General features: G+C 72.9%; 12 protein-coding genes. 6 read left to right on the forward strand and 6 right to left on the reverse strand.

All coding sequences use genetic code 11. The annotated features are described in order from the left end of the window. Positions 1 to 175: 175 nt before the first annotated feature. Positions 176 to 1,867 carry a diguanylate cyclase CdgB gene (gene cdgB, locus KHP12_RS24610; RefSeq protein WP_210609449.1) on the reverse strand — a complete coding sequence of 564 codons (1,692 nt, stop codon included), beginning with the start codon at positions 1,865 to 1,867 and terminating at the stop codon, positions 176 to 178. A 404-nt stretch (positions 1,868 to 2,271) separates the two neighbouring features. On the opposite strand from cdgB, the gene KHP12_RS24615 reads away from it, so the two are divergent. After that, positions 2,272 to 2,772, forward strand: a complete 501-nt coding sequence (locus KHP12_RS24615) for a flavin reductase family protein (RefSeq protein WP_372455227.1) — start codon at positions 2,272 to 2,274, stop codon at positions 2,770 to 2,772. A gap of 240 nt (positions 2,773 to 3,012) precedes the next feature. Here the strand turns inward: KHP12_RS24615 and arfB are convergent, their stop codons facing one another. Continuing rightward, entirely contained in the window at positions 3,013 to 3,441 is a 429-nt protein-coding gene (gene arfB / locus KHP12_RS24620) for an alternative ribosome rescue aminoacyl-tRNA hydrolase ArfB (protein WP_037956319.1), read from the reverse strand. A gap of 182 nt (positions 3,442 to 3,623) precedes the next feature. Between arfB and KHP12_RS24625 the strand changes: the two genes are divergently transcribed. Then, positions 3,624 to 4,199, forward strand: a complete 576-nt coding sequence (locus KHP12_RS24625) for a TerD family protein (RefSeq protein ID WP_037956321.1) — start codon at positions 3,624 to 3,626, stop codon at positions 4,197 to 4,199. 93 nt (positions 4,200 to 4,292) lie between these two features. Here the strand turns inward: KHP12_RS24625 and KHP12_RS24630 are convergent, their stop codons facing one another. Beyond that, positions 4,293 to 4,892 (reverse strand): Uma2 family endonuclease, encoded by a 600-nt coding sequence (locus KHP12_RS24630; RefSeq protein ID WP_308289505.1) that lies wholly within the window; start codon positions 4,890 to 4,892, stop codon positions 4,293 to 4,295. 4 nt (positions 4,893 to 4,896) lie between these two features. After that, the gene (locus tag KHP12_RS24635) at positions 4,897 to 5,478 is read right to left on the reverse strand and encodes a TetR/AcrR family transcriptional regulator (protein WP_086886544.1); all 582 of its coding nucleotides are present in this window, start codon (positions 5,476 to 5,478) and stop codon (positions 4,897 to 4,899) included. 100 nt (positions 5,479 to 5,578) lie between these two features. Between KHP12_RS24635 and KHP12_RS24640 the strand changes: the two genes are divergently transcribed. The 4 genes from KHP12_RS24640 (at position 5,579) to KHP12_RS24655 (ending at position 10,759) form a co-directional block, all read left to right on the forward strand. Beyond that, on the forward strand, positions 5,579 to 6,589 hold the full coding sequence (locus KHP12_RS24640) for an NAD(P)-dependent alcohol dehydrogenase (RefSeq protein WP_211833747.1): 1,011 nt from the start codon (positions 5,579 to 5,581) through the stop codon (positions 6,587 to 6,589). 694 nt (positions 6,590 to 7,283) lie between these two features. After that, positions 7,284 to 8,903, forward strand: a complete 1,620-nt coding sequence (locus KHP12_RS24645; RefSeq protein WP_210609451.1) for a M4 family metallopeptidase — start codon at positions 7,284 to 7,286, stop codon at positions 8,901 to 8,903. A 132-nt stretch (positions 8,904 to 9,035) separates the two neighbouring features. Then, positions 9,036 to 10,121: an S-(hydroxymethyl)mycothiol dehydrogenase gene (locus KHP12_RS24650; protein ID WP_086880977.1), complete on the forward strand. Its 1,086-nt coding sequence runs from the start codon at positions 9,036 to 9,038 to the stop codon at positions 10,119 to 10,121. Continuing rightward, the gene (locus KHP12_RS24655; protein ID WP_086880978.1) at positions 10,121 to 10,759 is read left to right on the forward strand and encodes an MBL fold metallo-hydrolase; all 639 of its coding nucleotides are present in this window, start codon (positions 10,121 to 10,123) and stop codon (positions 10,757 to 10,759) included. Before KHP12_RS24650 ends, KHP12_RS24655 begins: the two co-directional genes overlap by 1 nt. Before the next feature lie 34 nt (positions 10,760 to 10,793). Here KHP12_RS24655 and KHP12_RS24660 read toward each other — a convergent pair whose 3' ends face one another. Together KHP12_RS24660 and KHP12_RS24665 are read right to left on the reverse strand one after the other, a co-directional pair. Next, entirely contained in the window at positions 10,794 to 11,303 is a 510-nt protein-coding gene (locus KHP12_RS24660) for a flavin reductase family protein (RefSeq protein WP_086880979.1), read from the reverse strand. A 7-nt stretch (positions 11,304 to 11,310) separates the two neighbouring features. Further along, on the reverse strand, positions 11,311 to 26,148 hold the full coding sequence (locus tag KHP12_RS24665) for a non-ribosomal peptide synthetase (RefSeq protein WP_211833756.1): 14,838 nt from the start codon (positions 26,146 to 26,148) through the stop codon (positions 11,311 to 11,313). Positions 26,149 to 26,324 lie beyond the last annotated feature (176 nt).

Genomic DNA, 26,324 nt, shown 5'->3' on the forward strand with positions numbered 1-26,324 from the left:
CCCCTATGCATATGGCCATCGGCGCGGGATCAGAACGCGCCACGACAGCTCATATCAGGGTCGAGAGGGCCTCAACAGGGCGTGTGCTGTCCGGATGGCCAATATTCATGATCGGTTCACTGTCGGCGGCAGGGCCGCATCGGCGCAGCCTACCGCGCCCGACCGGCCCCCTACCTCATCCGGCCCGGCGGCGCTCCTTGGAACGGGACCGCTTCTCGATGTACATCCGCTGGTCAGCGGAGTGCAGAACCTCTTCGGCCGACATTCCGCAGCCCGCCCACCCGATACCGAAGCTGGCGCCGACCCGGACCGCGCGGCCGTCCACCCGGATGGGCGGAATGATCGCGTTCCGCAGCCGCACCGCCAGGTCAGCCGCGTCGGCCCGGCCGAGGCCGTCGGCGAGGACGACGAACTCGTCACCACCGAGGCGGGCGACCGTGTCCCCTTCCCGCACTCCGTTGGTCAGCCGCCGGGCGACCTCGATGAGCACGGCGTCGCCCGCGTGGTGCCCGAACCGGTCGTTGATGGACTTGAAGCCGTCGAGGTCGCAGAAGAGCACCGCGAGCCCCTTGTGGCCGTCGTCGATGTCGGAGTCCTCGTTGGGCGGGACGGTGTGCACATGACCATCGAACGGGGCGGTCTCGACCGGGGGCGGGGTGCCGAAGCACTCGAACTCGTCGAAGCCGTGCAGATGCCCCGCCGCGTCCACATAGACCCCGGCGGAGCCCGCGGCACCGCCGTCCGCGGCGCCCCCGTCCTCGTACCCCCCGCCCGGCCGGGGCGGGGTGGCGCACAGCCGGGCGGCGAGCCGGGCGCGCAGCTCGGCGCTGTTGGGCAGGCCGGTCAGCGAGTCATGGCTGGCGCGGTGGGCGAGCTGGAGCTCATGGCGCTTCCGCTCCTCGATGTCCTCGACATGGGTGAGCAGGAAGCGCGGGCCGTCGGCGGCGTCGGCCACCACCGAGTTGCGCAGCGAGACCCAGACGTACGAACCGTCGCGGCGGGCCAGCCGCAGCTCGGCGCGGCCGCCCTCGGCGGAGGTGCGCAGCAGGGTGCCGATGTCCTCGGGGTGGACCAGGTCGGAGAAGGAGAAGCGGCGCATCGCGGAGGCCGGGCGGCCCAGCAGCCGGCACAGGGCGTCGTTGGTGCGCAGCAGCCGGCCGTGCTGGTCGCCGCCCATCTCGGCGATGGCCATCCCGCTGGGCGCGTACTCGAACGCCTGCCGGAAGGACTCCTCGCTGGCGCGGAGCGCCTGCTGCTCGCGCTCCAGGCGCAGCAGGGCGCGCTGCATATTGCCGCGCAGCCGGGCGTTGCCGATCGCGACGGCGGCGTGGAAGGCGTACATCTGGAGGGCCTCGCGGCCCCAGGCGCCGGGGTGGCGGCCGTTGCGCGGTTTGTCGACGGACAGGACGCCGATGAGCTCGCCGCCGGAGGCGCCCGCCGCGTAGAGCGGGGCGAACAGGCGGTCCATCGGATGCCATTCGTCGGGGAAGCGGGGGGCGGGTCCCGGGGTGTGCCACTGCGGGACGTCGTCGTCGTCGAGGACCCAGCCCTCGCTGTACGGGATGAAGCGCAGATCGCCCCAGCGCTCGCCCATGGACAGCCGACGCTCCCAGGAGGAGCGGGAGCCGACCCGCCCGGCCATCAGCGCCTCGGCCCCGGCGCTGCCGCCGACCGCGGCGACGACGAGGTCACCGTCGGGGCGGACGAGGTTGACGGCCGACAGCTCGAAGCCGAGCCCGGCGATGACGCCGTCGGCGACGGCCTGGAGCGTGTCGGCGAAGCTGCGAGCGGTGTTCAGATCGGCGACCACCTGGTGCAGCTGCCGCAGGGTCGCAAGGCGGATGTACGGCTCCGACTCGGTCTCCATCGATCGCACTCCCCCGAGACCTCGACAGCAAACTCCTGGCGTCTTGTCGTCCGATTGCCACGGCCACTGAATCACAGCGAGCTGCCCACTCGGTACACAGGGTCAACAATTACTGCCTGCTGTGACTCATGTCACAGACCGTGTTCACTTCTTCAACCGAGCGGGTGGGAGCGCTCCTAGTTTTTGTGATCGCAAATCCCGGAACGAGGGCGCCTGGCCTTGCAAGGCGGCCGCCCGGGGAGCCCGGACACCCCCGGCCCGGCGCCGGGCTTACGGCCCGCGACCTACGCCCGGAGTGGTCCCCGGGCCCGATGCGGGGACCGGCCGGGGGCGGTTAGCGTCGAAGGGTGTTCCCGACGACTCCTTCCAGCCCAGCCGAGCCCGCCGTCCCCCATGCTGGTGGGGTGAGCGAGGACGAGTTCCGCACCGCGCTGTCGCGGTTCACCGCGGGTGTGGTGCTGGTGACCGCGCACGACCCGGAGGAGGGACCGCGCGGCGAGGACGTCGGCATGACGGCCACCGCGTTCATGTCAGTGTCACTTGACCCGCCGCTGGTGATGGTGAGCGTTCGCAACGGGTCCCGGATGGACGAGCTCCTGGAGCGACAGCCCCACTGGGCGGTATCGGTCCTGTCGGAGAGTCAGCGGCACATCGCGGGACGATTCGCCATGAAGGGGCGCATCAGCGACAGATTGCTGTTCGAGGACATGTCCGTGGTGCGGGGCGAGCATACGGGCGCGCCGCTCGCGGTGGGCTCACTGGCGACGCTGGAGTGCCGCACCGAGCAGCGGGTGACGGCCGGGGACCACACGCTGGTGGTGGCCCGGGTGCTCGCCGCGGCAGCACCGGCCGCGGAGGGCGGGCCGCTGACGTACTTCAGGGGGCGCTACCGGGCGCTGGGGTGAGGGGGCGCCGAAGAAGCTGGGGCGCTGGCGGCGAGGAAGCTGGGCGCGGGACGCCGTAGAAGCTGGGGCGCGGGGCCGCGCCGAACACGTGGCGACCGGGGAACGGTGACCGCGCGGCCCGGGCAGCCCGGCCCGAGCGGCCCGGCCCGGGGCTACGTCCAGCCCGGCCCGGGGCTACGTCCAGCCCGGCCCGGGGCTACGTCCAGCCCGGCCCGGGGCTACGTCCAGCCCGGCCCGGGGCTACGTCCAGCCCCGCCCCGTACGCCCCCGCTTGGTCTCGCTCCGCTGCTTCTTCTCGCGCAGCCGCCGCTCGTTGATGCCCCGGGGGATCCGGGTGGGGCGGCGCGGCTTGGGCGGTGGCGCGGTCGCCTCCGCGAGCAGTGACGCGAGCCTTACGGCGGCCGTCTCGCGGTTACGCCATTGCGAACGGTGCTCGGAGGCCCGTACGGTCACCACCCCGTCCACCAGCCGCCCCGCCAGCCGCTCCAGGGCGCGCTCCTTCCATACGGGCGGCAGCGCCTGGGTGCGGGCGAGGTCGAAGCGCAGCTCGACCTGGCTGTCGCTGGTGTTGACGTGTTGTCCACCGGGCCCGGAGGACCGCGAGAAACGCCACATCAACTCGGCCTCCGGCAAGAAGACCGAACCTCGGATGACATAGGGCGCGGGCATGTCCCCATGGTCGCCTGCCGACCCCGGCGACGTCATCTTGTTATCTCGTCGTACCCCGACATCAGGGTTTGGCAAAGAAAGTAAAGAGAGCTGGAACCTGTCGGGCCATCCATGGCGTTGTGGAGGGTGACGACGGCTTCGCCCGTCGCCTCGGACCATCGAGACCACGAAAGGGACTCCCCATGGCTGTAAGCCTGTCCAAGGGCGGCAACGTCTCGCTCACCAAGGAGGCACCGGGCCTGACCGCCGTCACGGTCGGCCTCGGCTGGGACGTCCGCACCACCACGGGCACCGACTTCGACCTCGACGCGAGCGCCATCGCCGTGAACACGCAGGGCAAGGTCTACTCCGACCAGCACTTCGTGTTCTTCAACAACAAGTCCACGCCGGACCAGACCATCGTCCACACCGGTGACAACGTCACCGGCCAGGGCGAGGGCGACGACGAGCAGATCAACGTCAACCTGGCCGGGCTGCCGGCCGACGTGGAGAAGATCGTCTTCCCGGTCTCGATCTACGAAGCCGAGTCCCGTAGCCAGAACTTCGGCCAGGTGCGGAACGCGTTCATCCGCATCGTCAACCAGGCCGGCGGCACCGAGATCGCCCGCTACGACCTGAGCGAGGACGCCGCCACCGAGACCGCCATGGTCTTCGGCGAGCTGTACCGCAACGGCGCGGAGTGGAAGTTCCGCGCCGTGGGCCAGGGCTACGCCTCCGGCCTGGTGGGCATCGCCAAGGACTTCGGCGTCAACGTCTGAGGTTCCACCAGCGCACCACCGCCGAGGGCCGCCCCGCACCCGGGGCGGCCCTCGCCGTGTCCGTGGCCATGTCCGCGCTGAAGGGGAACGGGGTCAGAACTCGCTGGTGTCCAGGTCGAACCCGAGAGGTTCGGGCAGCGACAGCGGCTGGGAGATGTCGACCTCGACCTTGCGGGTGTACCTCTTCCCAGCGGGCAAGGAGTGCAGGACGGCCTGGTTCCGCTCCCGGTCGATCAGCAGGTAGAACGGAATGCCCGCCGCCGCGTAGCCCCGCAGCTTGGGGCCCCGGTCCCTCTCCGCCGTCACAGCCGACGTCACCTCGCAGACCAACATCACCGCTCCCGGACCGTGGAACTCCAGGGAGTTCCGGAAACTGCCCTTCGGCGCGATGACAAGATCGGGTAAGCCTCTGCCTTCCGGCGAGGTACCCGGGAGGTGGAGGCCGAGACCGGTGTAGCACCCCAGCCCTTTTCGGTGGCCCCTCACCTGACCGGACACGGACGACACGATCCCCGCGTGCCCCCCATCGCCGGGACCCGTCACATGGATCGCACTTTCGACGACCTCCACGCGCCATCCCTCGGGGGCCGCCGCGCTCAACGCCCCGAAAGCATCCTCGGCAGCAGTAGGTGTCACAGTGCCTCCCCTTCCTGGCGCGATGCTTTCAGCCGGGGCGAACGCCCCGTATGTCACCCGTTCAGGGATTGAGCACCCCGAAAGCGCCCGCGACCGCCTGGGCCAGGGCCTGCTTGCGGCGGGTGTGGGCCTCGGGCGGGTCGTCGGGGGCGGCGGTGGCGGAGAGGCCGGCCGCGGACCAGGTCAGGGCCATGGCGAGGACCAGCGCGAGGACGTCCGGGGGGTCGATCGAGGCGGTGACACGGCCGGCGCGCTGGGCCTCGGCGATCGCCTCGAGTTTGACGGTGACGGCGGATGACTTGGTCACCAGGTTGTCGGTGCCCACTCCTTCGAGCTTGGCCCAGGCGGCCAGGCGGATCAGCTCCGGCCGTTCCATGGCGGTCTCGTACAGCCGCACGGCGTACTGGGGGAGGTCGTCGGCCGTGAACGGCACGGCCTCGACGACGGCGTCGGCGTGGAGGCGGAAGACGGCGCCGAAGAGGCCGAGCTTGTCCCCGAAGTAGGCGTACAGCTGCGCCTTGTTGACGCCCGCGGCGGCCGCGATGCGGTCGACGCGGGCACCCGCGATGCCATGGGCGGCGAAGTCGGCGGTGGCCGCGTCGAGCAGGCGGCGGCGGGTGGCATCGCTTTTCCGGGGAGACACGGGTTCAGATTACCAACTGGTTAGTTGCCAACGCTGGGGGTGGGCGCGTAGCGTACAAAAATCCAACCAACTAGTTAGTTAGAAAATGAGGTGGGGACGCATGACCGTGCGCGCGTACGCGGTGGAGCAAGCCGGTGGGCCCGTACAGCCGCTCGAGTACGAGCCGGAGCCCCTGGGGCCGCTGGAGGTCGATGTCGCCGTGACGCACTGCGGCGTCTGCCAGACCGACATCGGCCTGGTCGACGACGTGTACGGCGTCTCCCGGTTCCCGGTGGTCGCGGGGCATGAGGCGGTCGGCGTGGTCGAGGCCGTGGGCAGCGCCGTCGACGGCACGCGGCTGGCCGTGGGGCAGCGCGTGGGCGTCGGCGCGGTGGCCGGGGCGTGCTTCAGCTGCGAGTGGTGCCTCACCGGCCGGCAGTTCCTGTGCCCGCACAAGGACGACACGGTGCTGCGCGGCGACCGCGGCGGGTTCGCCACCCGGGTGCGGGCGAGCGACTGGCGGTATGTCCAGCCCCTGCCCGACGCCCTCGCCTCCGAGCACGCGGCACCGCTCCTGTGCGCCGGAATCACGGTCTTCTCGGCGATCAGCCGGAACGGGGTCCGGCCCACGGACCGGGTCGCCGTGGTGGGCGTGGGCGGCCTGGGCCACCTCGCGATCCAGTTCCTCGCCAAGTGGGGCTGCCATGTGACCGCCATCTCCTCGACGGCGGCGAAGGCGGACGACGCCCGGCGGTTCGGCGCCCATGAGTTCATCGTTTCGGAGGAGGGGCTCGAGCGGGCCGCGGGCTCGTTCGACTTCATCCTCTCGACCGTCTCGGCCGATCTGCCGTGGGACGCGTATCTGGCGGCGCTGCGCCCGCAGGGGACGCTGTGCGTGGTCGGCGTTCCCCACGGGTCGTTCAGCTTCCACCCGTTGAGCCTGCTGCCGGGCGAGAAGCGGCTCGTCGGCGGCGTCGTGGGATCGGCGGAGGAGAACCGGCAGATGCTGGACTTCGCGGTGCGGCACGGTATCCGCCCGGTCGTCGAGCCGTTCCCGGTCGCGCGCATCGGCGAGGCGCTCGACCACGTCCGCCACGGACGCGCGCGCTACCGGGCGGTGCTGGAGTTCTGAGGCTGGGGCCGCGCCCCCGGGAAACACCGTCGCGCACGGCCCAGCACGCAGAACCCAACCACCTCCACCACGGACCCCGACCCCGCCAGGCGCGCCACACACACCCGCCAGGCGCCCCCGGGAAACACCGTCACGCACCGCCCAGCACGCAGAACCCGACCACACCTCCACCACGGACCCCGACCCCGCCAGGCGCGCCACACACACCCGCCAGGCGCCCCCGGGAAACACCGTCACGCACCGCCCAGCGCAGCAGATCGTCTTCTCGTCGCGTGCACAGCAACACTCGGTAACTCCGCCCGCCGCGCCCGCCCATCCCCCCGCCGCGCTCGTCACCTGGGCGATCGGCCGGGTCCCGCCCCCGCGCCCGCCGGAGGCACCGATGCGGCAGGGGCATGACGTAGTGGCATAAGTCGGCATCAACCAGCCGTTGTTGCCTCATGCCTCGCTGACCGAATTCGCCCCTACTTGAACAACGTCGAGTCAAATTCTTGTTACGCGCCTACCCCAATCGATCGTTCAATGACAATCTCTGGTCGGCCCGCCGCGCGTCTTCTGACTCCGCGGTAAGGCCCTCATGCACCTCATCTGTGCACCACTCGCACCACTCCTGCTCGACCGGACGGCCCACCCATGGCCGGCCGTACCCCCTACGCAGGGCCGCGACCCGGCGGCCCCAAGGCAAGGAGACCGAGTGAGACCCATCGCTTCCTCCCCCCGTAAGAAGACCGTCCGCGTGGCGGCGCTCGTCGCCTCCGCCGCCATGGTCGTCATCGGCGTGCAGACCGGCCAGGCCAGCGCCCAGCCGGAGCACTCCCGCGAGGCGGGCGCCACGGCGCTTCCGCTGACCGCGGGCGAGCGCGCCACCGCGATCAAGGCGGCCCAGGCCGACGCCTCCGCGCAGGCCGAGTCCCTCGGGCTCGGGGCCAAGGAGAAGCTCCTCGTCCGCGACGTCATCAAGGACGCGGACGGAACCGTTCACACCCGCTATGAGCGCACCTACGCGGGGCTGCCCGTCCTCGGCGGCGACCTGGTCGTCCACGAGAAGACCAGCGGCGCGCGCTCCGTCAACAAGGCCACCGACGCGCGCATAGCGGTCAAGAGCACCGACGCCGCCGTGGCCTCCTCGGCCGCTTCCGGCACCGCGCTGAAGGCCGCGCCGAAGGCGACCACCGGCGAGAAGGCCAAGTCGCCGCGGAAGGTGGTCTGGGCGGCCACCGGCAAGCCCGTCCTGGCCTGGGAGACCGTCGTCACCGGCACGCAGGCCGACGGCACCCCGAGCGAGCTGCACGTCGTCACCGACGCCACCACGGGCAAGAAGCTGTCCCAGTGGGAGGGCGTCGAGACGGGCACCGGCACCAGCAAGTACAGCGGCACGGTGCCCCTGGGCACCACCAAGAGCGGCTCCACGTACAGCCTCACCGACTCCACACGGGGCAACCACAAGACGTACGACCTGAACCAGGGCAGCTCGGGAACCGGCACCCTGTTCACCGACGCGGACGACGTATGGGGCGGCGGGCGCCAGACCGCCGGCGTCGACGCGCACTACGGCGCGGCCGAGACCTGGGACTTCTACAAGGAGGTCCTGAACCGCAACGGCATCAAGAACAACGGCGTGGGCTCGTACTCCCGCGTCCACTACGGCAACAACTACGTCAACGCCTTCTGGCAGGACTCCTGCTTCTGCATGACGTACGGCGACGGCTCGGGCAACGCCAACGCGCTGACCGCGATGGACGTGGCCGGCCACGAGATGAGCCACGGCGTGACCGCGGCCACCGCGAACCTCAACTACTCCGGTGAGCCCGGCGGTCTCAACGAGGCCACCTCCGACATCATGGCCACCGCGGTGGAGTTCTACTCGGGCAACTCCGCGGACGCCGGTGACTACCTCATCGGCGAGAAGATCAACATCAATGGCGACGGCACCCCGCTGCGCTACCAGGACAAGCCCAGCAAGGACGGGGTGTCCAAGGACTACTGGTCCTCGACGCTCGGCAACATCGACGTCCACTACTCCTCCGGCCCCGCCAACCACTTCTTCTACCTGCTGTCCGAGGGCAGCGGCGCGAAGGTGATCAACGGCGTGAGCTACAACAGCCCGACCTACGACGGCTCGACCGTCACCGGGATCGGCCGGGACAAGGCCATCAAGATCTGGTACCGGGCCCTGACCACGTACTGGACCTCGACGACCAAGTACGCGGGCGCCCGCACCGGCACCCTCAGCGCCGCCTCCGACCTCTACGGGGCCAACTCCACCGAATACAAGGCGGTCGCCGCCGCCTGGACCGCGATCAACGTGAAGTAAGCGGTCCGCGGAAGCGGTGACGGGCCGCACCGGGAGACCGGTGCGGCCCGTTCCGGACCGACCGGTGCGGCCCGTTCCGGACGGGCCTCGTCATCCCTGTCGTAGCCGCTGGTCGCCACTTACGCTGCTGTCATGACTCAACAGGTACGCGGCGTGGTAGCCCCCGGCAAGGGCGAGAAGGTCAGGATCGAGACGATCGTGGTGCCGGACGCCGGCCCCGGCGAGGCGGTGGTGCGGATCCAGGCGTGCGGCGTCTGCCACACCGATCTGCACTATCGGGAGGGCGGGATCAACGATGAGTTCCCCTTCCTGCTCGGCCATGAGGCGGCGGGCACCGTGGAGTCCGTGGGCGAGGGCGTCACGGAGGTGGCCCCCGGCGACTATGTGATCCTCAACTGGCGCGCGGTCTGCCACGAGTGCCGGGCCTGCCGCCGCGGCCGCCCCTGGTACTGCTTCAACACCCACAACGCGAAGCAGCCCATGACCCTGACCGACGGCACCGCGCTCAGCCCGGCGCTCGGCATCGGCGCGTTCGCCGAGAAGACGCTGGTGGCGGCAGGGCAGTGCACCAAGGTCGACCCCTCGGCCTCGCCCGCCGCGGCCGGGCTGCTCGGCTGCGGGGTGATGGCCGGTATCGGCGCCGCGCTCAACACCGGCAACGTCCAGCGCGGTGACTCCGTCGCCGTGATCGGCTGCGGCGGGGTCGGCGCCGCCTCGGTCGCCGGGGCGCGGCTGGCCGGGGCCGCGAAGATCATCGCAGTGGACCTGGACCAGCGGAAGCTGGAGTGGGCCCGCTCGCTGGGCGCCACCCACACCATCGACGCCAAGAGCTCCGACGTCGTCGAGGCCGTCCGTGAGCTGACCGACGGCAACGGCGCCGACGTCGTCATCGAGGCCGTGGGCCGCCCCGAGACCTACCAGCAGGCGTTCTACGCCCGCGACCTGGCCGGCACCGTCGTCCTGGTCGGCGTCCCCACCCCCGAGATGAAGCTGGAGCTGCCGCTCCTGGACGTCTTCGGGCGCGGCGGGTCGCTCAAGTCCTCCTGGTACGGGGACTGTCTGCCGGACCGCGACTTCCCCATGCTGATCGACCTCTACCAGCAGGGCCGCCTCGACCTGGACGCGTTCGTCAGCGAGACGATCGGGCTCGAGGACATCGAGGAGGCGTTCGCCAAGATGCACCGCGGTGAGGTGCTGCGCTCGGTGGTGATGTTCTGATGACCCCTCCGCCCGTACGCGTCGACCACCTCGTCACCTCCGGCACCTTCTCGCTGGACGGCGGCACCTGGGAGGTGGACAACAACGTGTGGCTGATCGGCGACGACCACGAGGTGTACGTGATCGACGCCGCGCATGACGCCGACGCCATCGCGGACGCCGTCGGCGGCCGCCGGCTGCTCGGCATCATCTCCACCCACGGCCACGACGACCACATCGACGCGGCCCCCGCGCTCGCCGAGCGCACCGGCGCGCCGATCCTGCTGCACCCGGAGGACGAGGTGCTGTGGCGGATGCGCCACCCGGACCGCGCCCCGGACAAGCCGCTGGCCGACGGTGACGTCCTCACCGTGGCCGGGACGCAACTGCGGGTGCTGCACACCCCCGGCCACTCCCCCGGCGCCGTCTGTCTGTACGCACCGGCGCTGGCCACGGTCTTCTCCGGGGACACCCTGTTCCAGGGCGGCCCGGGCGCCACCGGGCGCTCGTACTCGTCCTTCCCGACGATCATCGAGTCGATCCGGGAGCGGCTGCTGACGCTGCCGCCGGAGACGGTGGTCCGCACCGGCCACGGCGACTCCACGACCGTCGGGGACGAGGCCCCGCATCTGGAGGAGTGGATCGCGCGCGGGCACTGAGCCCCGGACACACCCCCGGTCCGCGGGGCCGCGCTCACCAGACCGCGGCCCCGCGGACCGTCTCGGCCACCGCCGCCGGGCGCTGGAAGGAGCGGTCGCAGTAGACGAGCGGGTCGTCCTCGCCGACGTGGGCCGCCACCACCCGGCCGATGAGGACGGAGTGGTCGCCGCCGTCCACGACGCGGTGCAGTGAACAGGCGACCCGGGCGACCGCCTCCGGTATGCCCGGCAGCCCCAGCTCCATCGGCAGGGTGTCCCCCGCCGCGAACCGGTCCGCGCCAGAGGCGGCGAACCGCCTCGCGATGTCCGCCTGTCCCTCCGCCAGGATGTTGATCATGAAACTCTCGGCGGTGGTGAACGCCTCGTGGGTGCTCGCGGTCTTGCCCAGGCAGATCAGCACCAGTGGCGGGGTCAGGGACAGCGAGCTGAACGAGCTGCCCGTGAACCCCCATCTGCGTCCGGACGCGTCGACCGTCGTGGCCACCGTCACGGGGGCGGGCACCCGGGCCATGGCCCGGGTGAACTCCTCAGAGGTGATGGTCATCGACGCTTCACCACTCGTCCTCCAGCAACTCGATCTCCTCCTGCTCCAGATTCGACAGGGCCAGGTCCGAGGGGGTGTGGCCGCCCGCGCCGGGTCCGGCCGCATGCAGCGCCATCCCGTCCAGGGCGCGCAGCCACACCTCGCCGACCTCCCGTACCTCCGCCTCGGACAGCACATCGGAGGCGTAGGTCCAGGTCACCATGAGCTCCGGGCCACCGGGGCGGTCAATAGTGACGGCGTTCAGCTCCAGTCCGTACGGGGTGCCGAGGCCGTCGCCGCCGAGGTCGAGCCCGAGCGCCTCCGAGGCCGGGCGCCAGTCGCCCCCGGGCCCGTCGTGGACCTCGACCCGGCCCAGATAGTTGAAGCCGATCCACGGCACGGCCGCCCCGGACAGCTCCGCGGCCGTCTCCCGGTCAAGATGGCGCAGCAGGCCGTAGCCGATCCCGGTGCCGGGCACCGCGCGCAGCTGTTCCTTGATCCGCTTGACCACGCGCCCGGTGGCCGGGCCGCCCGACCACAGCTCGCCCCACTGCACCTGGCCGGGGTCGAGACGCACCGGGTGGAGGCTGGTGAACCAGCCGACCGTACGGGACAGATCCGCGCCCCCGACGCTCTCGTCCCGGCCGTGCCCCTCCACGGCGACCAGCACCGAGGTGGCCGTGGAGCCCACTCGGCGGCGGCGGTCGGCGACCGCCAGCGCCAGCGCGCTGAGCAGCACGTCGTCCACACCGCAGTGGAACACCGACGGCACCTCGCCGAGCAGCGGCGCGGTCTTCGCGGCCGGCAGCGTCATGGTGACGCGGGCGACCGGTCCGGCCGGGTCGTGCCCGGGGGCCGAGGTGGCCCCGCCGAGCCGGGCGTCCGGGGCGGACAGGACGTCCGTCCACAGCGGCAGCTCCGCCCGCCGTTCCGGCCTGCGCACCTCGGCCGCCAGGAGTTCGCTCCAGCGGCGCACCGAGGTGCCCACCGGAGTGAGCTCCGGCTCCCGTCCGGCGGCGACGGCCGTCGCGATGTCGGCGAGGTCCTGGAGCAGGATCCGCCAGGACACCCCGTCGACCACCAGGTGGTGGGCGACGAGCAGCAGCCGTCCCGGCCGTCCGGGACCGGCGTCGAACCACACCGCGCGCACCATCTCGCCGTCCCGGGGCGCCAGTTCCGCACGGGCCTCGGTGAGCGCGCGGCCGACCAGCGGGGCGAGCTCCCCGGCCGCGGCGGCGGCGATGTCGATCCGGCGGACTCTGTCCGCGCAGGACACCGCCCCGGCCGGTGGCACGCTCAGCCGCCAGCCGCCCTCGACGCCCTCGTCACCCTGGCCACCTTCAACGCCCTCGTCACCCTCGACGCCCTCGACGCCCTCGTCACCCTGGCCACCTTCAACGCCCTCGACGCCCTCGGCGCCCTCGTCACCCTGGCCACCTTCAACGCCCTCGTCACCCTCGACGCCCTCGACGCCCTCGACGCCCTGGCCACCTTCAACGCCCTCGTCACCCTCGTCACCCTCGACGCCCTCGTCGTCGCGGCCGACCAGCCGGGCGCGCAGCACATCGTGCCGGTCGTGCAGCGCCTGGAGCGCGGTGGTGAGCGTCGGCAGGTCCAGGCCCGCCGGGGTCCGCACCAGCATCGGCTGGCTGAAGGAGTCGATCGCACCGCCGCGCTCCCGCAGCCAGTGCATGATCGGCGTGGCGGCGAACTCGCCGACGGGGTTGTCCGGTTCGCGGGAGGCCGCGTCGTCGAGCACCTCCGCCACCGCGGCGAGCCCGGCCACCGTCTTGTGCTCGAACACGTCGTTGACGGCGAGGACCAGACCCGCCGCCCGGGCGCGGGCGATGAGCTGCATCGTCACGATGCTGTCGCCGCCCAGTTCGAAGAAGCTGTCGTCGATGCCGACCGAGGGCAGCCGGAGCACCTCGGCGAAGACCGCGCACAGCGCCTCCTCGACCGGGGTCCGCGGGGGCCGCGAACCGGCCGCCGCGCCGAAGCTCGGCGCGGGCAGCGCCTTGCGGTCGAGCTTGCCGTTCGGGGTGAGCGGCAGCCGGTCAAGGACCACGAACGCGGACGGGATCATGTACTCCGGCAGCGACTCGCCGAGCCACGTGCGCAGCACTCCGGGATCCGGCGCCGCACCAGGGACCTTCGGCACCACATAGCCGACCAGCCGCGCCCCGGCGCCCTGGTCGGCGCGGGCGAGCGCCACGGCCTGGCCGACCGCCTCATGGGCGGTCAGCACCGTCTCGATCTCCCCGAGCTCGATCCGGAAGCCGCGCACCTTCACCTGGTGGTCGGCCCGGCCCGAGAACTCCAGCCGCCCGTCGGCGGTCCGGCGGACGATGTCGCCGGTGCGGTACATGCGCTCGCCGGGGCCGCCGAACGGACAGGCCACGAACCGCTCCGCGGTCAGCGCGGGCCGGTTGTGGTAGCCCCGCACCACGCCCGCGCCGGCGATGTAGAGCTCGCCCGGGACCCCGGGGGCGACCGGTCGCAGCCGGTCGTCCAGCACATAGACCCGGGTGTTGGCGATCGGGGTGCCGATCGAGGGCACGCCCTGGCCGTCCGTCAGGTCCGCGGCCGTCGACCAGATGGTGGTCTCGGTCGGTCCGTAGAGGTTGGTCAGCCCGGCGGCCGAGGTGCGCAGCCGGGTGGCCAGGGCCTCGGGCAGCGCCTCACCGCCGACCAGCACCCGCAGCCCGCGCACACCCTCCGGCGACGCGGTGACCATGGCCTGCCACAGCGACGGCGTCGCCTGGACGACCCCCGCCCCGGTCTCCTCGGCCATCCGCAGCAGCGCGGCCGGGTCGCGCACGGTGTCCCGGTCGGCGATCACCACGCCCGCGCCGCACAGCAGCGGCAGATAGAGCTCGAGCGCCGCGATGTCGAACGACACCGTGGTGACCGCGAGCAGCCGGTCGGCGGGGCCGAGGCCGAACCGCCCGCCCATGTCGTCCAGGAAGTTGCTCAGCGCGCCGTGCGGGACGACCACGCCCTTCGGGCGGCCGGTCGAACCGGAGGTGTAGATGACATACGCCGGGTGGTCCGGTGAGCACACCGCACCGGGCGCGGCCGTGGGCGCCGCCGCCAGCTCGGCGGCGACGGCCGGGTCGTCCAGCACCAGCGCCGGTACGCCGCCGTGCCCAGCGCCGTCCACGGCACCACCGGTCGCGGCAGCCTCCCCGCCACGGTCCGCCAGGTCCTGCCCAGCGCCCTCCACGGCACCACCGCCCACGGCAGCCTCCCCGCCACGGTCCGCCAGGTCCTGCCCAGCGCCGTCCACGGCACCACCGCCCACGGCAGCCTCCCCGCCACGGTCCGCCAGGTCCTGCCCAGCGCCGTCCCCACCGTCCCCGCCGTCCCCGCCGCCCACGGCCAGCAGCGGCGCGGTGGCGGAGGTGACCAGCGCCAGCGCGGGGCGGGCGTCCTGGAGGGTGTAGCCGATCCGGTCCCTGGGGTGCTCCGGGTCCAGCGGCAGATAGGCCGCCCCGGTCTTGAGCACGGCCAGCAGGGCGACCAGCAGGTCCGCCGAGCGCGGCAGCGCCACGGCCACCAGCCGCTCGGGGCCCGCCCCGCGGGCGGTCAGCAGCGCGGCGAGCCGGTTGGCGCGCGTCTCCAGCTGGGCGTAGGTCAGCTCGACCCCGCCGGAGACCACCGCGACGGCCGATGGGGTACGGGCGGCCTGCGCCGCGTACAGCTCGTGGACCCGGCGTGCGGGCAGCGGCCGCGCGGTGTCGTTCCACTCGACCAGCACCCGCTCGCGCTCGGCCGCCGAGAGCACCTCGACCTCGCTGATCCGCAGCCCCGGGTCACCGGTCACCGCCTCCAGCACCTGGATCAGCCGCCGGACCAGCGTCTCCACGCTGTCCGCGTCGAACAGCTCGGTGCTGTACTCGCAGACGCCGGACAGCGCGCCCGGCCGGTCCGGCCGCTCACCGAAGGCGAAGCTCAGATCGACCTTGGCGACGCCCAGGTCGACCAGCTCGGACCGCAGGGCCAGCCCGCCCAGCGCGGTCTCGGCGGCCGGCATGTTCTGGACCATCAACATGACCTGGAACAGCGGATGCCGGGCCAGGGACCGCTCCGGGTCGACCACCTCCACCAGCCGTTCGAACGGCACGTCCTGGTGGGCGTAGGCGTCCAGCGCGGTGCGCCGCACCCGCTCCAGCAGCTGGTCGAACGTCGGGTCGCCCGAGGTGTCGGTGCGCAGCACCAGCGTGTTCAGGAAGACGCCGATCAGGTCCTCCAGGGCCTGGTCGGGGCGCCCGGCGATGGGGCTGCCGACCGGGATGTCCTCTCCGGCGCCCAGCTTGGTGAGCAGCAGGGCCAGCGCCGACTGGAGCACCATGAAGGTGCTGACCCCGCGGGCCCGGGCCAGCGCGGTGAGCCGCTCGTGCAGCCCGGGGTCGATCGCGAAGTCCAGGGTGCGGCCGCGATGGCCGGCCACGGCCGGCCGGGGCCGGTCGGTGGGCAGGGTCAGCTCGTCCGGCAGCCCGGCGAGCGCCTCACGCCAGTACGCCAGCTGACGGGAGGCCAGGCTCTCCGGGTCGTCCTCGTCGCCGAGGTGGTCGCGCTGCCAGAGGGTGTAGTCGGCGTAGGCGACCGGCAGCGGCTCCCAGTCCGGGGCCCGGCCGTCCGCGCGGGCGGCGTAAGCGGCCGACAGGTCGCGCACCAGCGGCGCCGTGGACCAGCCGTCGGTGGCGATGTGATGGATCACCAGGGCCAGGACGTGCTCGCTCTCGCCGAGCGCGAAGAGGGTGGTGCGCAGCGGCAGCTGGACGGTCAGGTCGAAGCCCCGGGTGACGGTCGCCTCGAGCTGCTCCGGCAACGCCTCCTCGGTCGTCTCCACCACGGTCAGCGGTATCCGCACCGCGTCCGGGTCCCACACCTGCTGCCGGGGCGAGCCGTCGGTCTCGGGGAAGACCGTGCGCAGGCTCTCGTGCCGGCCGGTCAGATCGCCCAGCGCCTGCTCCAGGGCCGCCCGGTCCAGCTCCCCGGACAGCCGCAGCACCACCGGCACGTTGTAGGTGGCGCTCGGCCCCTCCATCCGGCCCAGGAACCACAGCCTGCGCTGGGCGAAGGACAGCGGAAGCACCTCGGGCCGCTCGCGGGCCGTCAGCGGCAGCCGGGCGGCCGCCTCCCCGTCCAGGGTCCTCGCCAGCGCCGCCACGGTCGGGGCCTCGAAGAGCGTGCGGACCGACAGCTCGACGGCCAGGACCGAACGGATCCGGTTGACGATCCTGGCCGCCAGCAGCGAATGGCCGCCCAGATCGAAGAAGTTGTCGTCCACGCCGACCGCGGGCACCCCGAGCACATCGGCGAACAGACCGCAGAGGATCTCCTCGCGGGGTGTGCCCGCCGCGCGGCCCGCCGGCGCCGGCCCGTACTCCGGGGCGGGCAGCGCCTTGCGGTCGAGCTTGCCGCTGGCGTTCAGGGGCAGGGCTTCCAGCACCACGAACGCGGACGGCAGCATGTAGTCGGGCAGCGACGCGGCGAGCGTGTCGCGCAGCAGGGCCGGCTCCGGTGCCTCACCCGGGTCCTGCGGCACCACGTAGGCCACCAGCCGCCGCTCACCGCCCCGGTCGTCCCGGGCGACCACCGCGCAGTCGGCCACGCCCCGGCAGGCGGAGAGCACGGCGGCGATCTCTCCCGTCTCGATCCGGAAGCCCCGGATCTTCACCTGGTCGTCGGCGCGGCCCAGGTACTCCAGCAGACCGTCCACGGTCCAGCGGGCCAGATCACCGGTCCGGTACATGCGCGAACCATCGCCCGCGAACGGATCGGCCACGAACCGCGACGCGCTCAGCCCCGGCCGCTTCAGATACCCCTGCGCCACGCCGCCACCGGCCACGTACATCTCCCCCGCCACCCCTGGGGGCACCGGGCGCAGCGCACCGTCCAGCACATAGATCCGCAGGTCCGGGATGGACCGGCCGATGAGGGAGCCCGCGCCCGAGGCCGCCAGCTCCGCGTTCAGCGGCAGATGGCTGACGTGGACCGTGGTCTCGGTGATGCCGTACATGTTGACCAGCAGCGGGGCGCAGGCGGCGCCCTCGCCGTGCCGCTCGTACCAGTCGGCCAGCCGCCCCAGATCGAGCGCCTCACCGCCGAACACCACATGGCGCAGCGCCAGCCGGTCGCCGGTCGCCGGATCCTCCCGGTCGGCGTGGATCAGCTGGTAGAACGCCGACGGGGTCTGGTTGAGGAAGGTCACCCGCTCATCCGCGAGCAGCCGCAGGAAGCGCTCCGGCGAACGGGACACGTCGAACGGCACCACCACGAGCCGCCCGCCGTGCAGCAGCGGCCCCCACAGCTCCCACACCGAGAAGTCGAACGCGTACGAGTGGAACAGCGTCCACACATCGTCCGGGCCGAACGCGAACCACTGCCGGGTGTGCTCGAAGAGCCGCACCACATTGCCGTGCGAGACCACCACACCCTTGGGACGCCCCGTCGAACCCGACGTGTAGATCACATACGCGGGCGCCTCCGGCACCAGCGGCGCGATCCGGTCGGCGTCCGTCAGGTCCGTAGCCGGCAGTTCGGCGAGCCGGCCCGCGACCGGCTCATCGCCCAGCACCACCCGCGCCACGCCCTCCGGCAGCGCCACCTCGACCCGGGTGTCCGTCACCACGAGCGCCAGGTCCACGTCCGCGATGGTGTAGGCGATGCGGTCCGCCGGATAGGAGGGGTCGATCGGCACATACGCGGCACCCGACTTCACCACCGCCAGCAGCGCCACCACCAGATCCACCGAGCGCGGCAGCACCAGACCCACGAACCGGCCGGGCCCCGCGCCCCCCTCGACCAGCAGCCGCGCCAGCGCGTTGGCCCGCGCGTTCAGCTCCCCGTACGTCAGCCCGTCCGCGCCCAGGGACACCGCCCGCGCGCCGGGACACTTCCGCACCCGCGCCTCGAACAGCTCCGGAAGTGTGGCCACGACCTCATCGGCCGCATCCCCGTTCCACTCCACCAGCACCCGCCGCCGCTCCGCCTCGGAGAGCAGGTCGATCTGCGTGAGGCGGACCGCCGGGTTGGCCGCCACCGTCTCCAGGAGGCGTACGAACCGGTCGGCCAGCGCCTGCGCGCCCGCCCGGTCGTACAGGTCGGTGTTGTAGACCAGCGTGCCGGTCATCCCGGCCGGGGAGCCGCCGGCGTCGAAGGTCTCGCCGATGGCGAAGTCGAGGTCGAACTTGGCCGTGCGGTTGTTGGCGGGGTGCAGCCGGGTGTCCAGGCCGGGGAAGCGCAGCGTCAGCTCGGGGATGTTCTCGAACGTCAGCATGGTTTGGAACAGCGGGTGCCGGGAGAGCGACCGGTCCGGGCTCAGGGTCTCCACCAGCAGGTCGAACGGCACCTCCTGGTGGGCGTAGGCGGCCAGGTCCGCCTCCCGGACCCGCTCGACCAGCTGCCGGAAGGTGGGATCGCCGGACAGGTCGTTGCGCAGCACCAGGGTGTTGACGAAGAAGCCGATGCCGTCCACCAGGGACTCGTCGTTGCGGCCCGCGATGGCCGTGCCTACGGGGATGTCCTCGCCCGCGCCCAGCCGGGACAGCAGCGCCGCCAGGCCCGCCTGCACCACCATGAAGAGGCTGGCGCCGCTGGAGCGGGCGATGTCGGTCAGCGCGGTCTGGAGCTCGGGGCTCAGGGACAGCGGCAGCCGGTCTCCGTCGTTGCTGAGCACCGCCGGGCGGGGCCGGTCGGTGGGCAGCTCCAGCTGCTCGGGCAGACCGGCGAGGGTCCGCTTCCAGTAGTCCAGCTGGCCGCCCAGCAGGCTGTCCGGGTCGTCCTCGGCGCCCAGCAGCTCGGCCTGCCACAGCGTGTAGTCCGCGTACTGCACCGGCAGCGGCCGCCAGGTGGGCGCGGCCCCGGTGCGCCGCGCGGTGTAGGCGGCGACCAGGTCGTCCACCAGCGGGCCGAAGGACCAGCCGTCGGCGACGATGTGGTGCACCACGATCAGGAAGACGTGCTCGGTGGGGCTCAGCACCAGCAGATCGGCGCGGATCGGGAGTTCGGAGGCGAGGTCGAAGCCGCGCCGCGCCACCTCCGACAGCGCCTCGTCCAGCCGCTCCTCGGCCACCTCGGAGACCCGGATCTCAGGCTGGGCCCGCTCGGCGTCCAGCACGACCTGGCAGGGCACGCCGCCGCGGTCGGGGAAGAGGGTGCGCAGGCTCTCGTGCCGGGCGATGACGTCGTGCAGCGCGGTGTGGAGCGCGGCGCGGTCGAGCCGTCCGGTGAAGCGCAGCGAGACACCCAGGTTGTAGGTGCCGTCCGCGTGGTCCAGCTGGTTGATGAACCACAGGCCGCGCTGCGGGTACGCCAGCGGCACCTCCTCGGGGCGCGCCCGGGGCGTCAGCGGGGTGCGCGCCCCGGTGGCCCGGTCGACCAGCCGGGCCAGCTCGGCGACGGTCGGCGCGTCGAACAGGTCGCGCACCGCCACATCGGCGCCCAGGACGGCCTGGATGCGCAGCACCAGCCGGGTGGCGAGCAGGGAGTGCCCGCCCAGGGAGAAGAAGTTGTCGTCCACCGACACCGAGGCCAGCTCGAGGATCTCGGCGAAGAGCCCGCACAGCACCTGCTCCTGCGGGGTGCGCGGAGACCTGCCCGCTCCCTCGCCGGTGAGCTCCGGCTCCGGCAGCGCCCTGCGGTCGAGCTTGCCGTTGGGGGTGAGCGGAAGGGTGTCCAGGGCCAGCACGGCGGAGGGCACCATGTAGTCGGGCAGCGCCTCGGCGAGCTCCTCGCGCAGCGCGGAGGTGTCGAGGCGGTGGCCCGGGGCGGGCACCGCGTAGGCGACCAGCCGCTTGTCCCCGGGACGGTCCTCGCGCACGACCACGGCGGCGGAGGCGACACCGGGGCGGCGGGCGACCGCGGCCTCGACCTCACCGGGCTCGATCCGGAAGCCCCGGATCTTCACCTGGTCGTCGGCGCGGCCTGCGAACTCCAGCACCCCCTCCCCGGTCCAGCGGGCGAGGTCGCCCACCCGGTACATCCGGCTGCCCGCCGGACCGTACGGGTCGGCGACGAACCGCTCCGCGCTGAGCGCGGGCGCCCGCCAGTAGCCGCGCGCCAGCCCCTCACCGGCGAGGTACAGCTCGCCGACCACGCCCGGCGGCACCCGGCGCAACTGGCCGTCCAGGACATGGGCCCGCGTGTTGTCCAGCGGGGTACCGATCGGTACGACGTCGGGCACCCGGTCGGCGGAGGTCACCCGGTGGAAGGTGGCGAAGGAGGTGGTCTCGGTCGGGCCGTAGGTGTCCTTGAACACCATGCCGGGGAACCGCTCGAGCAGGGCACGCACCGCCGTACCGGGCACGACGTCGCCACCGGCCAGCAGCTCCCGTACACCGGTCAGGCAGTCCAGGTCGTTCTCGGCCACGACGCGGAAGAGCCCGGCGGTCAGGTGCAGTCCGGTGATGCCGTGCTCGGCGATCATCCGGCGCAGCGTGCGGACGTCCATGTCCTGCGGCGGGGCGATGACGACCGTGCCGCCGGTGAGCAGCGGCACCCACAGCTCGTAGTTGGCGGCGTCGAAGGCGTGCGGCGCGTGCAGCAGCACCCGGCGGTGGGCGTCGGCCTCGAAGCAGCCGTCCAGGGTGAACGCCAGCAGATCGCGGTGGGTGACCGCGACGCCCTTGGGGCGGCCGGTCGAGCCGGAGGTGAACATCACATACGCGAGCCGCTCGGGGTGTACGGCCACCGCGGGAGGCTGATCCGGATGCCCGGTGAAGTCGTCGTCCACCACGACGGTGGCGGCCCGGTGGGTGAACTCCAGCTCCGGCTGGGCCCGGTCGAGGAGCAGCACCGACGGTTCGGTCCGCTCCATCACCTGCTCCCAGCGGGCCTGCGGGGCGCGCGAGTCCAGCGGCACATACGCGGCACCGGCCTTGACCACGGCGAGCAGGGAGACGACGAGCTCCACCGAGCGCTGCTGGAGCACGGCCACCCGCGCCTCCGGTCCTGCGCCCGCGGCGAGCAGCCGGTGCGCGAGCCGGTTGGCGCGCGCCTCCAGCTCCCGGTAGCTGATCTCGGTGCCGTCCGCGGCGACGAGCGCGGTCGCGTCCGGGGCGGCGGCCACCCGCTCGGCGAACCGGGCGGGTACGGAGCCGGTGAGCGCGGGCACCTCGCGGACCGGGCCGGCCCACTCCACGGCCAGCCTGCGGGTCTCCTCGGGTGCCAGCACGTCGATCTCGGCGATGCTGTTGCCGGGCCGCGCCACGGCCGACTCCAGCACCGTCAGGAACCGCGCCACCATCCGGCGCACGGTCTCGGCGTCGTACAGATCCGTGGCGTACAGCACCTGACCACCGATCCCGGCCGGCGCCCCCGCCGCGTCCCGGCGCTCCTGGAAGTCGAACTGGAGGTCGAACTTGGCGATGGTGAGGTCGCCCGGGGCCACCGAGGCGGTCAGACCGGGCAGCTCCAGCGAGCGGTCCGGGTGGTCCTGCATGCTCAGCAGGATCTGGAACAGCGGGTGCCGGGACCGCGAGCGGTCCGGGTTGAGCACCTCGACCAGCCGCTCGAACGGCACGTCCTGATGCGCGTAGGCCGTCAGGTCGGCCCGGCGGACCCGGTCGACCAGCTCGGTGAAGGACGGCCGCCCGGAGGTGTCGGTGCGCAGCACCAGCGTGTTGACGAAGAACCCGACCAGGTCGTCCAGGGCCTCGTCGGTCCGTCCGGCGATCGGGCTGCCGACCGGGATGTCGTCGCCCGCGCCGAGCTTGGACAGCAGCACGGCCAGCGCCGCCTGGAGCACCATGAACACGCTGGCGCCGCCGGCGTGGGCGACGGCGAGCAGCTCACGGTGGAGTTCGGGGCCGATCTCGCAGTCCAGTACCGCACCCCGGTGGCTCGCCACGGCGGGCCGGGGCCGGTCGGTGGGCAGGGCCAGCTCCTCGGGGAGACCGGCCAGCGCGGTCTTCCAGTACGCCAGCTGACGGGCCAGCGGACTGGTCTCGTCGGAGTCCTCGCCCAGCAGCGACCGCTGCCAGAGGGTGTAGTCGGCGTAGGCGACCGGCAGCGGCTCCCAGCCGGGGGCCCGGCCGTCGCAGCGGGCGGTGTAGGCGACCGACAGATCGCGCACCAGCGGCGCCAGGGACCAGCCGTCCCCGGCGATGTGGTGGACCACGACGGACAGCACGTGCTCATCGCCGCCGAGGCGGAACAGCTCGGCGCGCAGCGGGAGTTCGGTGGCGAGCCGGAAGCTGTGGCCCGCGGCGGCCGCCAGGGCGGCGGGCAGGTCCGCGGCGGCGACCTCGGACGCGTACGGCAGCGGCGGCAGCTCCTCGGCGGGCACCAGGTGCTGCCGGGGCTCGCCCGCGGTGTCGGGGAAGACGGTGCGCAGGCTCTCGTGCCGCAGCAGGACGTCGCGCAGCGCCGCCCGCAGCGCCGGGACGTCCAGGTCGCCGGACATCCGCAGCACGAAGGGGATGTTGTACGTGGGGTTGGGGCCGTCGAGCCGGTCGAGGAACCACAGCCGGGCCTGGGCGAACGACAGCGGCATGGGCACCGGCCGGTCCACCGGGACCAGCGCGGGCCGCGCCGCCCCCGCGGTGTCCAGCAGCTCGGCGAGCGCGGCCACGGTGGGCCGGTCGAACACCTCGTGCACGGCGAGTTCCACGCCGAGCACGGAGCGGACCCGGCCGGCGAGCCGGGTGGCGGCCAGCGAATGGCCGCCGAGCGCGAAGAAGTTGTCGTCCACACCGACCCCGGGCACGCCGAGCACCTCGGCGAACAGCCCGGCGAGCACCTGCTCGCCCGGGGTGCGGGCGTCCCGTCCGGCCGCCCCGCCGGTCACCTCCGGCTCCGGCAGCGCCCGTGCGTCGAGCTTGCCGCTGGGGGTCAGGGGCAGCGCGGGCAGGGTGACGAACGCGGCGGGCAGCATGTAGTCCGGCAGCGACTCGCCGAGCTTCTTGCGCAGCAGTCCGGGATCCAGCGCCTCGCCGAGGGCCTGTGGCGCCGACCCAACAGCCCAGGTGCCAAAAGAAGACGCCGGATCCAGCGCCTCGCCGGGGGCCTGCGGCACCGACCCAACAGCCCAAGTGCCAAAAGAAGACGCCGGATCCAGCGCCTCACCGGGGGCCTGCGGCACCACATAGGCCACCAGCCGCCGCTCACCGCCCCGGTCGTCCCGGGCGACCACCGCGCAGTCGGCCACGCCCTGGCAGGCCGACAGCGCGGCCGCGATCTCGCCGGTCTCGATCCGGAAACCCCGGATCTTCACCTGGTCGTCGGCGCGGCCCAGGTACTCCAGCAGCCCGTCGGCGTTCCAGCGGGCCAGGTCGCCGGTGCGGTACATCCGGCTGCCGTCGCCCGCGAACGGGTCGGCCACGAACCGGGAGGCGCTCAGGCCGGGCCGCTTCAGATAGCCCTGCGCGACACCGGCGCCCGCCACGTACATCTCCCCGGCCACGCCGGGGGGAGCCGGGCGCAGCGCGCCGTCCAGCACCCGCACCCGCAGATCGGGGATGGACCCGCCGATCAGCGAACCGGCGCCGGAGGCGGCCAGTTCGGGGTCCAGGGCCAGATGGCTGACGTGCACCGTGGTCTCGGTGATGCCGTACATGTTGACCAGCAGCGGGGCGCAGGCGGCGCCCTCGCCGTGCCGTTCGTACCAGTCGGCCAGCCGCCCCAGGTCCAGCGCCTCACCGCCGAAGACCACATGGCGCAGCGCCAGCCGGTCGCCGGTCGCCGGGTCCTCCCGGTCGGCGCCCGCGAGCTGGTAGAAGGCCGACGGGGTCTGGTTGAGGAAGGTCACCCGCTCGTCCGCCAGCAGCCGCAGGAAGCGCTCCGGGGACCGCGACACCTCGAACGGGACGACGACGAGCCGCCCGCCGTGCAGCAGCGGCCCCCACAGCTCCCACACCGAGAAGTCGAAGGCGTAGGAGTGGAACAGGGTCCACACCTCGTCGGCGCCGAAGGGGAACCACCGGCGGGTGGCGGTGAACAGCCGGACCACGTTGTGGTGGGAGACCACGACGCCCTTGGGGCGCCCGGTGGAACCGGAGGTGTAGATGACGTACGCGGGGGCCACCGGCAGCAGGGGCGAGGGCCGGTCGGCGTCGGTCAGATCGGTGCCGGGCAGGGCGGCGAGCCGCTCCCGCACCTCCTCCTCGCCCAGCACCACCCGCGCCACGCCCTCCGGGAGCGCCACCTCGACCCGGGTGTCCGTCACCAGCAGGGCCAGGTCCACATCGGAGATGGTGTACGCGATGCGGTCCGCCGGATACGCGGGGTCGATGGGCACATAGGCGGCGCCCGACTTCACCACCGCCAGCAGCGCCACCACCAGGTCGATGCCGCGGGGCAGCACCAGGCCCACGAACCGGCCGGGACCGGCGCCCCGCGCGACCAGCAGCCGGGCCAGCGCGTTGGCCCGCGCGTTCAGCTCGGCGTAGGTCAGCGTGTCCGCGCCCAGGGACACCGCCCGCGCGTCGGGGCACTGCCGCACCCGCGCCTCGAACAGCTCGGTGAGGGTGGCGGTGGCCCCGTCGCCCTCCGGCTTCGCGGAAAGCCCGGCGGTGGCGGCCTGGGCCTCGTCGCCGGCGAAGTCCACCAGCACCTGCTGGCGCTCGGCCTCGGTGGCGATGTCCAGCGCTCCGAGCCGCCGGTCCGGCGCGCCGGCGCCCAGGGCGCGCAGCAGCCCGGTCAGGCGCTCGCCGTGGCGCTCCACCTCGGCGGCGGAGTACAGCTCGGGGCTGGCGTTGAGCTCCACCCGCAGCCCGCCGTCGCCCGCCCGGTTGTCGACGACGACGGTCAGATCGTCGTCGTGACCGATGGTCAGGTTGTGCACCACGCCCGGGTGGCCGCCGAAGTCCAGGTCGTAGTCGAACATGATGATGTTGACGCGCGGGCCGACCAGACGCCTGCCGTCGGCCAGCGTGCCGGCGTCGCGGCGCAGCTCCTCGTAGCGGTAGCGCTGGTGGCGCAGGGCGCCGCGCATCCGCCGGGAGACCTGGCCCAGCAGCTCGGCGACGGTGTCCCCCGGCCGGACGGACAGCCGCAGCGGCACGAGGTTGGACACCATGCCGGGCACGTTCGCGGCGTCGCCGCCGGGCCGGGCCGCGACCGGGAGGGCGAGGACGACATCGGTGCGGCCGGTGATCCGGTGCAGATACAGCGCCTGGGCGGCGACGGCCACCGTCGGCCAGGCGGTGCCCGCCTCGCGGGCCAGCGACCGGATCGACTCGACGGCGGCCGGCTCCAGCGTGGCGACCACCCGCAGCAGCGGGCCGTCCGGATAGCGGGTGGGCTGTGCGGTGAGGCCCTGGGCCTCGGGGCGGTCGGCCAGCTGCTCGGCCCAGTACCGCCGGTCGCGGACGATCTCCTCGGACCCGCCGTACGCGGCGTCGGCCTCGATGAGCTCCCGCAGACCGCCGTGGCCGGACTCCGGGCACGGCTCCCCCGCCACGGCGGCCGAGTACACGGCGGCGACCCGGCGCGCGATCATGCCCACGCTCTGGCCGTCCAGTGCGATGTGGTGATGGCGCTGGTACCAGACGTGCCGGTCCTCGGCGAGCCGGAACAGCGCGAAGGTGAACAGCGGTCCGGTGAAGAGGTCCACCGGGCGCTTCTGGTCGGCCGAGGCCCATGCGCGCACGGCGGCCTCCGGATCGTCCTGTCCGGACACGTCCACGAAGTGGAACGGCCAGTCGAGTCCGGGCGCCACCACCTGGTACGGGCCGTCGGCGTCCGCGCCGAAGGACACCCGCAGGGCCTCGGTCTCATCCACCACCCGCCGCAGGGCGGCCTCGAACAGACCGGGGTCGACGGGGCCCTGGATGTCCACCCGCTCCGCCAGGCCGAAGAGCGGATTGGCGGGATCGCCCTGGACGGCGTACCAGATTCCCCGCTGGCCGTCGGTCAAGCGGAATCGAACACCCTGCGGGACAGACATGCACTCACTCCACACTCGATGGGAGAAAGGAGACGGTCGGCTGAACAGCCTTCACTCGTCGCAGCCTGTCCGACGCCCGTGAGGTGCGACAACGACAGTGCAAAGAATTGAGTACGCCCGGAGCCCGGACCGGTGCGGCCCGGTTC

The organism is Streptomyces asiaticus (assembly GCF_018138715.1).
Classification (GTDB): Bacteria; Actinomycetota; Actinomycetes; order Streptomycetales; family Streptomycetaceae; genus Streptomyces; species Streptomyces asiaticus.

Excerpts from the sequence above, each read along its gene's own strand:
- cdgB (WP_210609449.1), bottom strand. The coding sequence starts at position 1,867 with ATGGAGACCGAGTCGGAGCCGTACATCCGCCTTGCGACCCTGCGGCAG.
- arfB (WP_037956319.1), bottom strand. The coding sequence starts at position 3,441 with ATGCCCGCGCCCTATGTCATCCGAGGTTCGGTCTTCTTGCCGGAGGCC.
- KHP12_RS24625 (WP_037956321.1), top strand. The coding sequence starts at position 3,624 with ATGGCTGTAAGCCTGTCCAAGGGCGGCAACGTCTCGCTCACCAAGGAG.
- KHP12_RS24640 (WP_211833747.1), top strand. The coding sequence starts at position 5,579 with ATGACCGTGCGCGCGTACGCGGTGGAGCAAGCCGGTGGGCCCGTACAG.
- KHP12_RS24650 (WP_086880977.1), top strand. The coding sequence starts at position 9,036 with ATGACTCAACAGGTACGCGGCGTGGTAGCCCCCGGCAAGGGCGAGAAG.
- KHP12_RS24655 (WP_086880978.1), top strand. The coding sequence starts at position 10,121 with ATGACCCCTCCGCCCGTACGCGTCGACCACCTCGTCACCTCCGGCACC.
- KHP12_RS24660 (WP_086880979.1), bottom strand. The coding sequence starts at position 11,303 with ATGACCATCACCTCTGAGGAGTTCACCCGGGCCATGGCCCGGGTGCCC.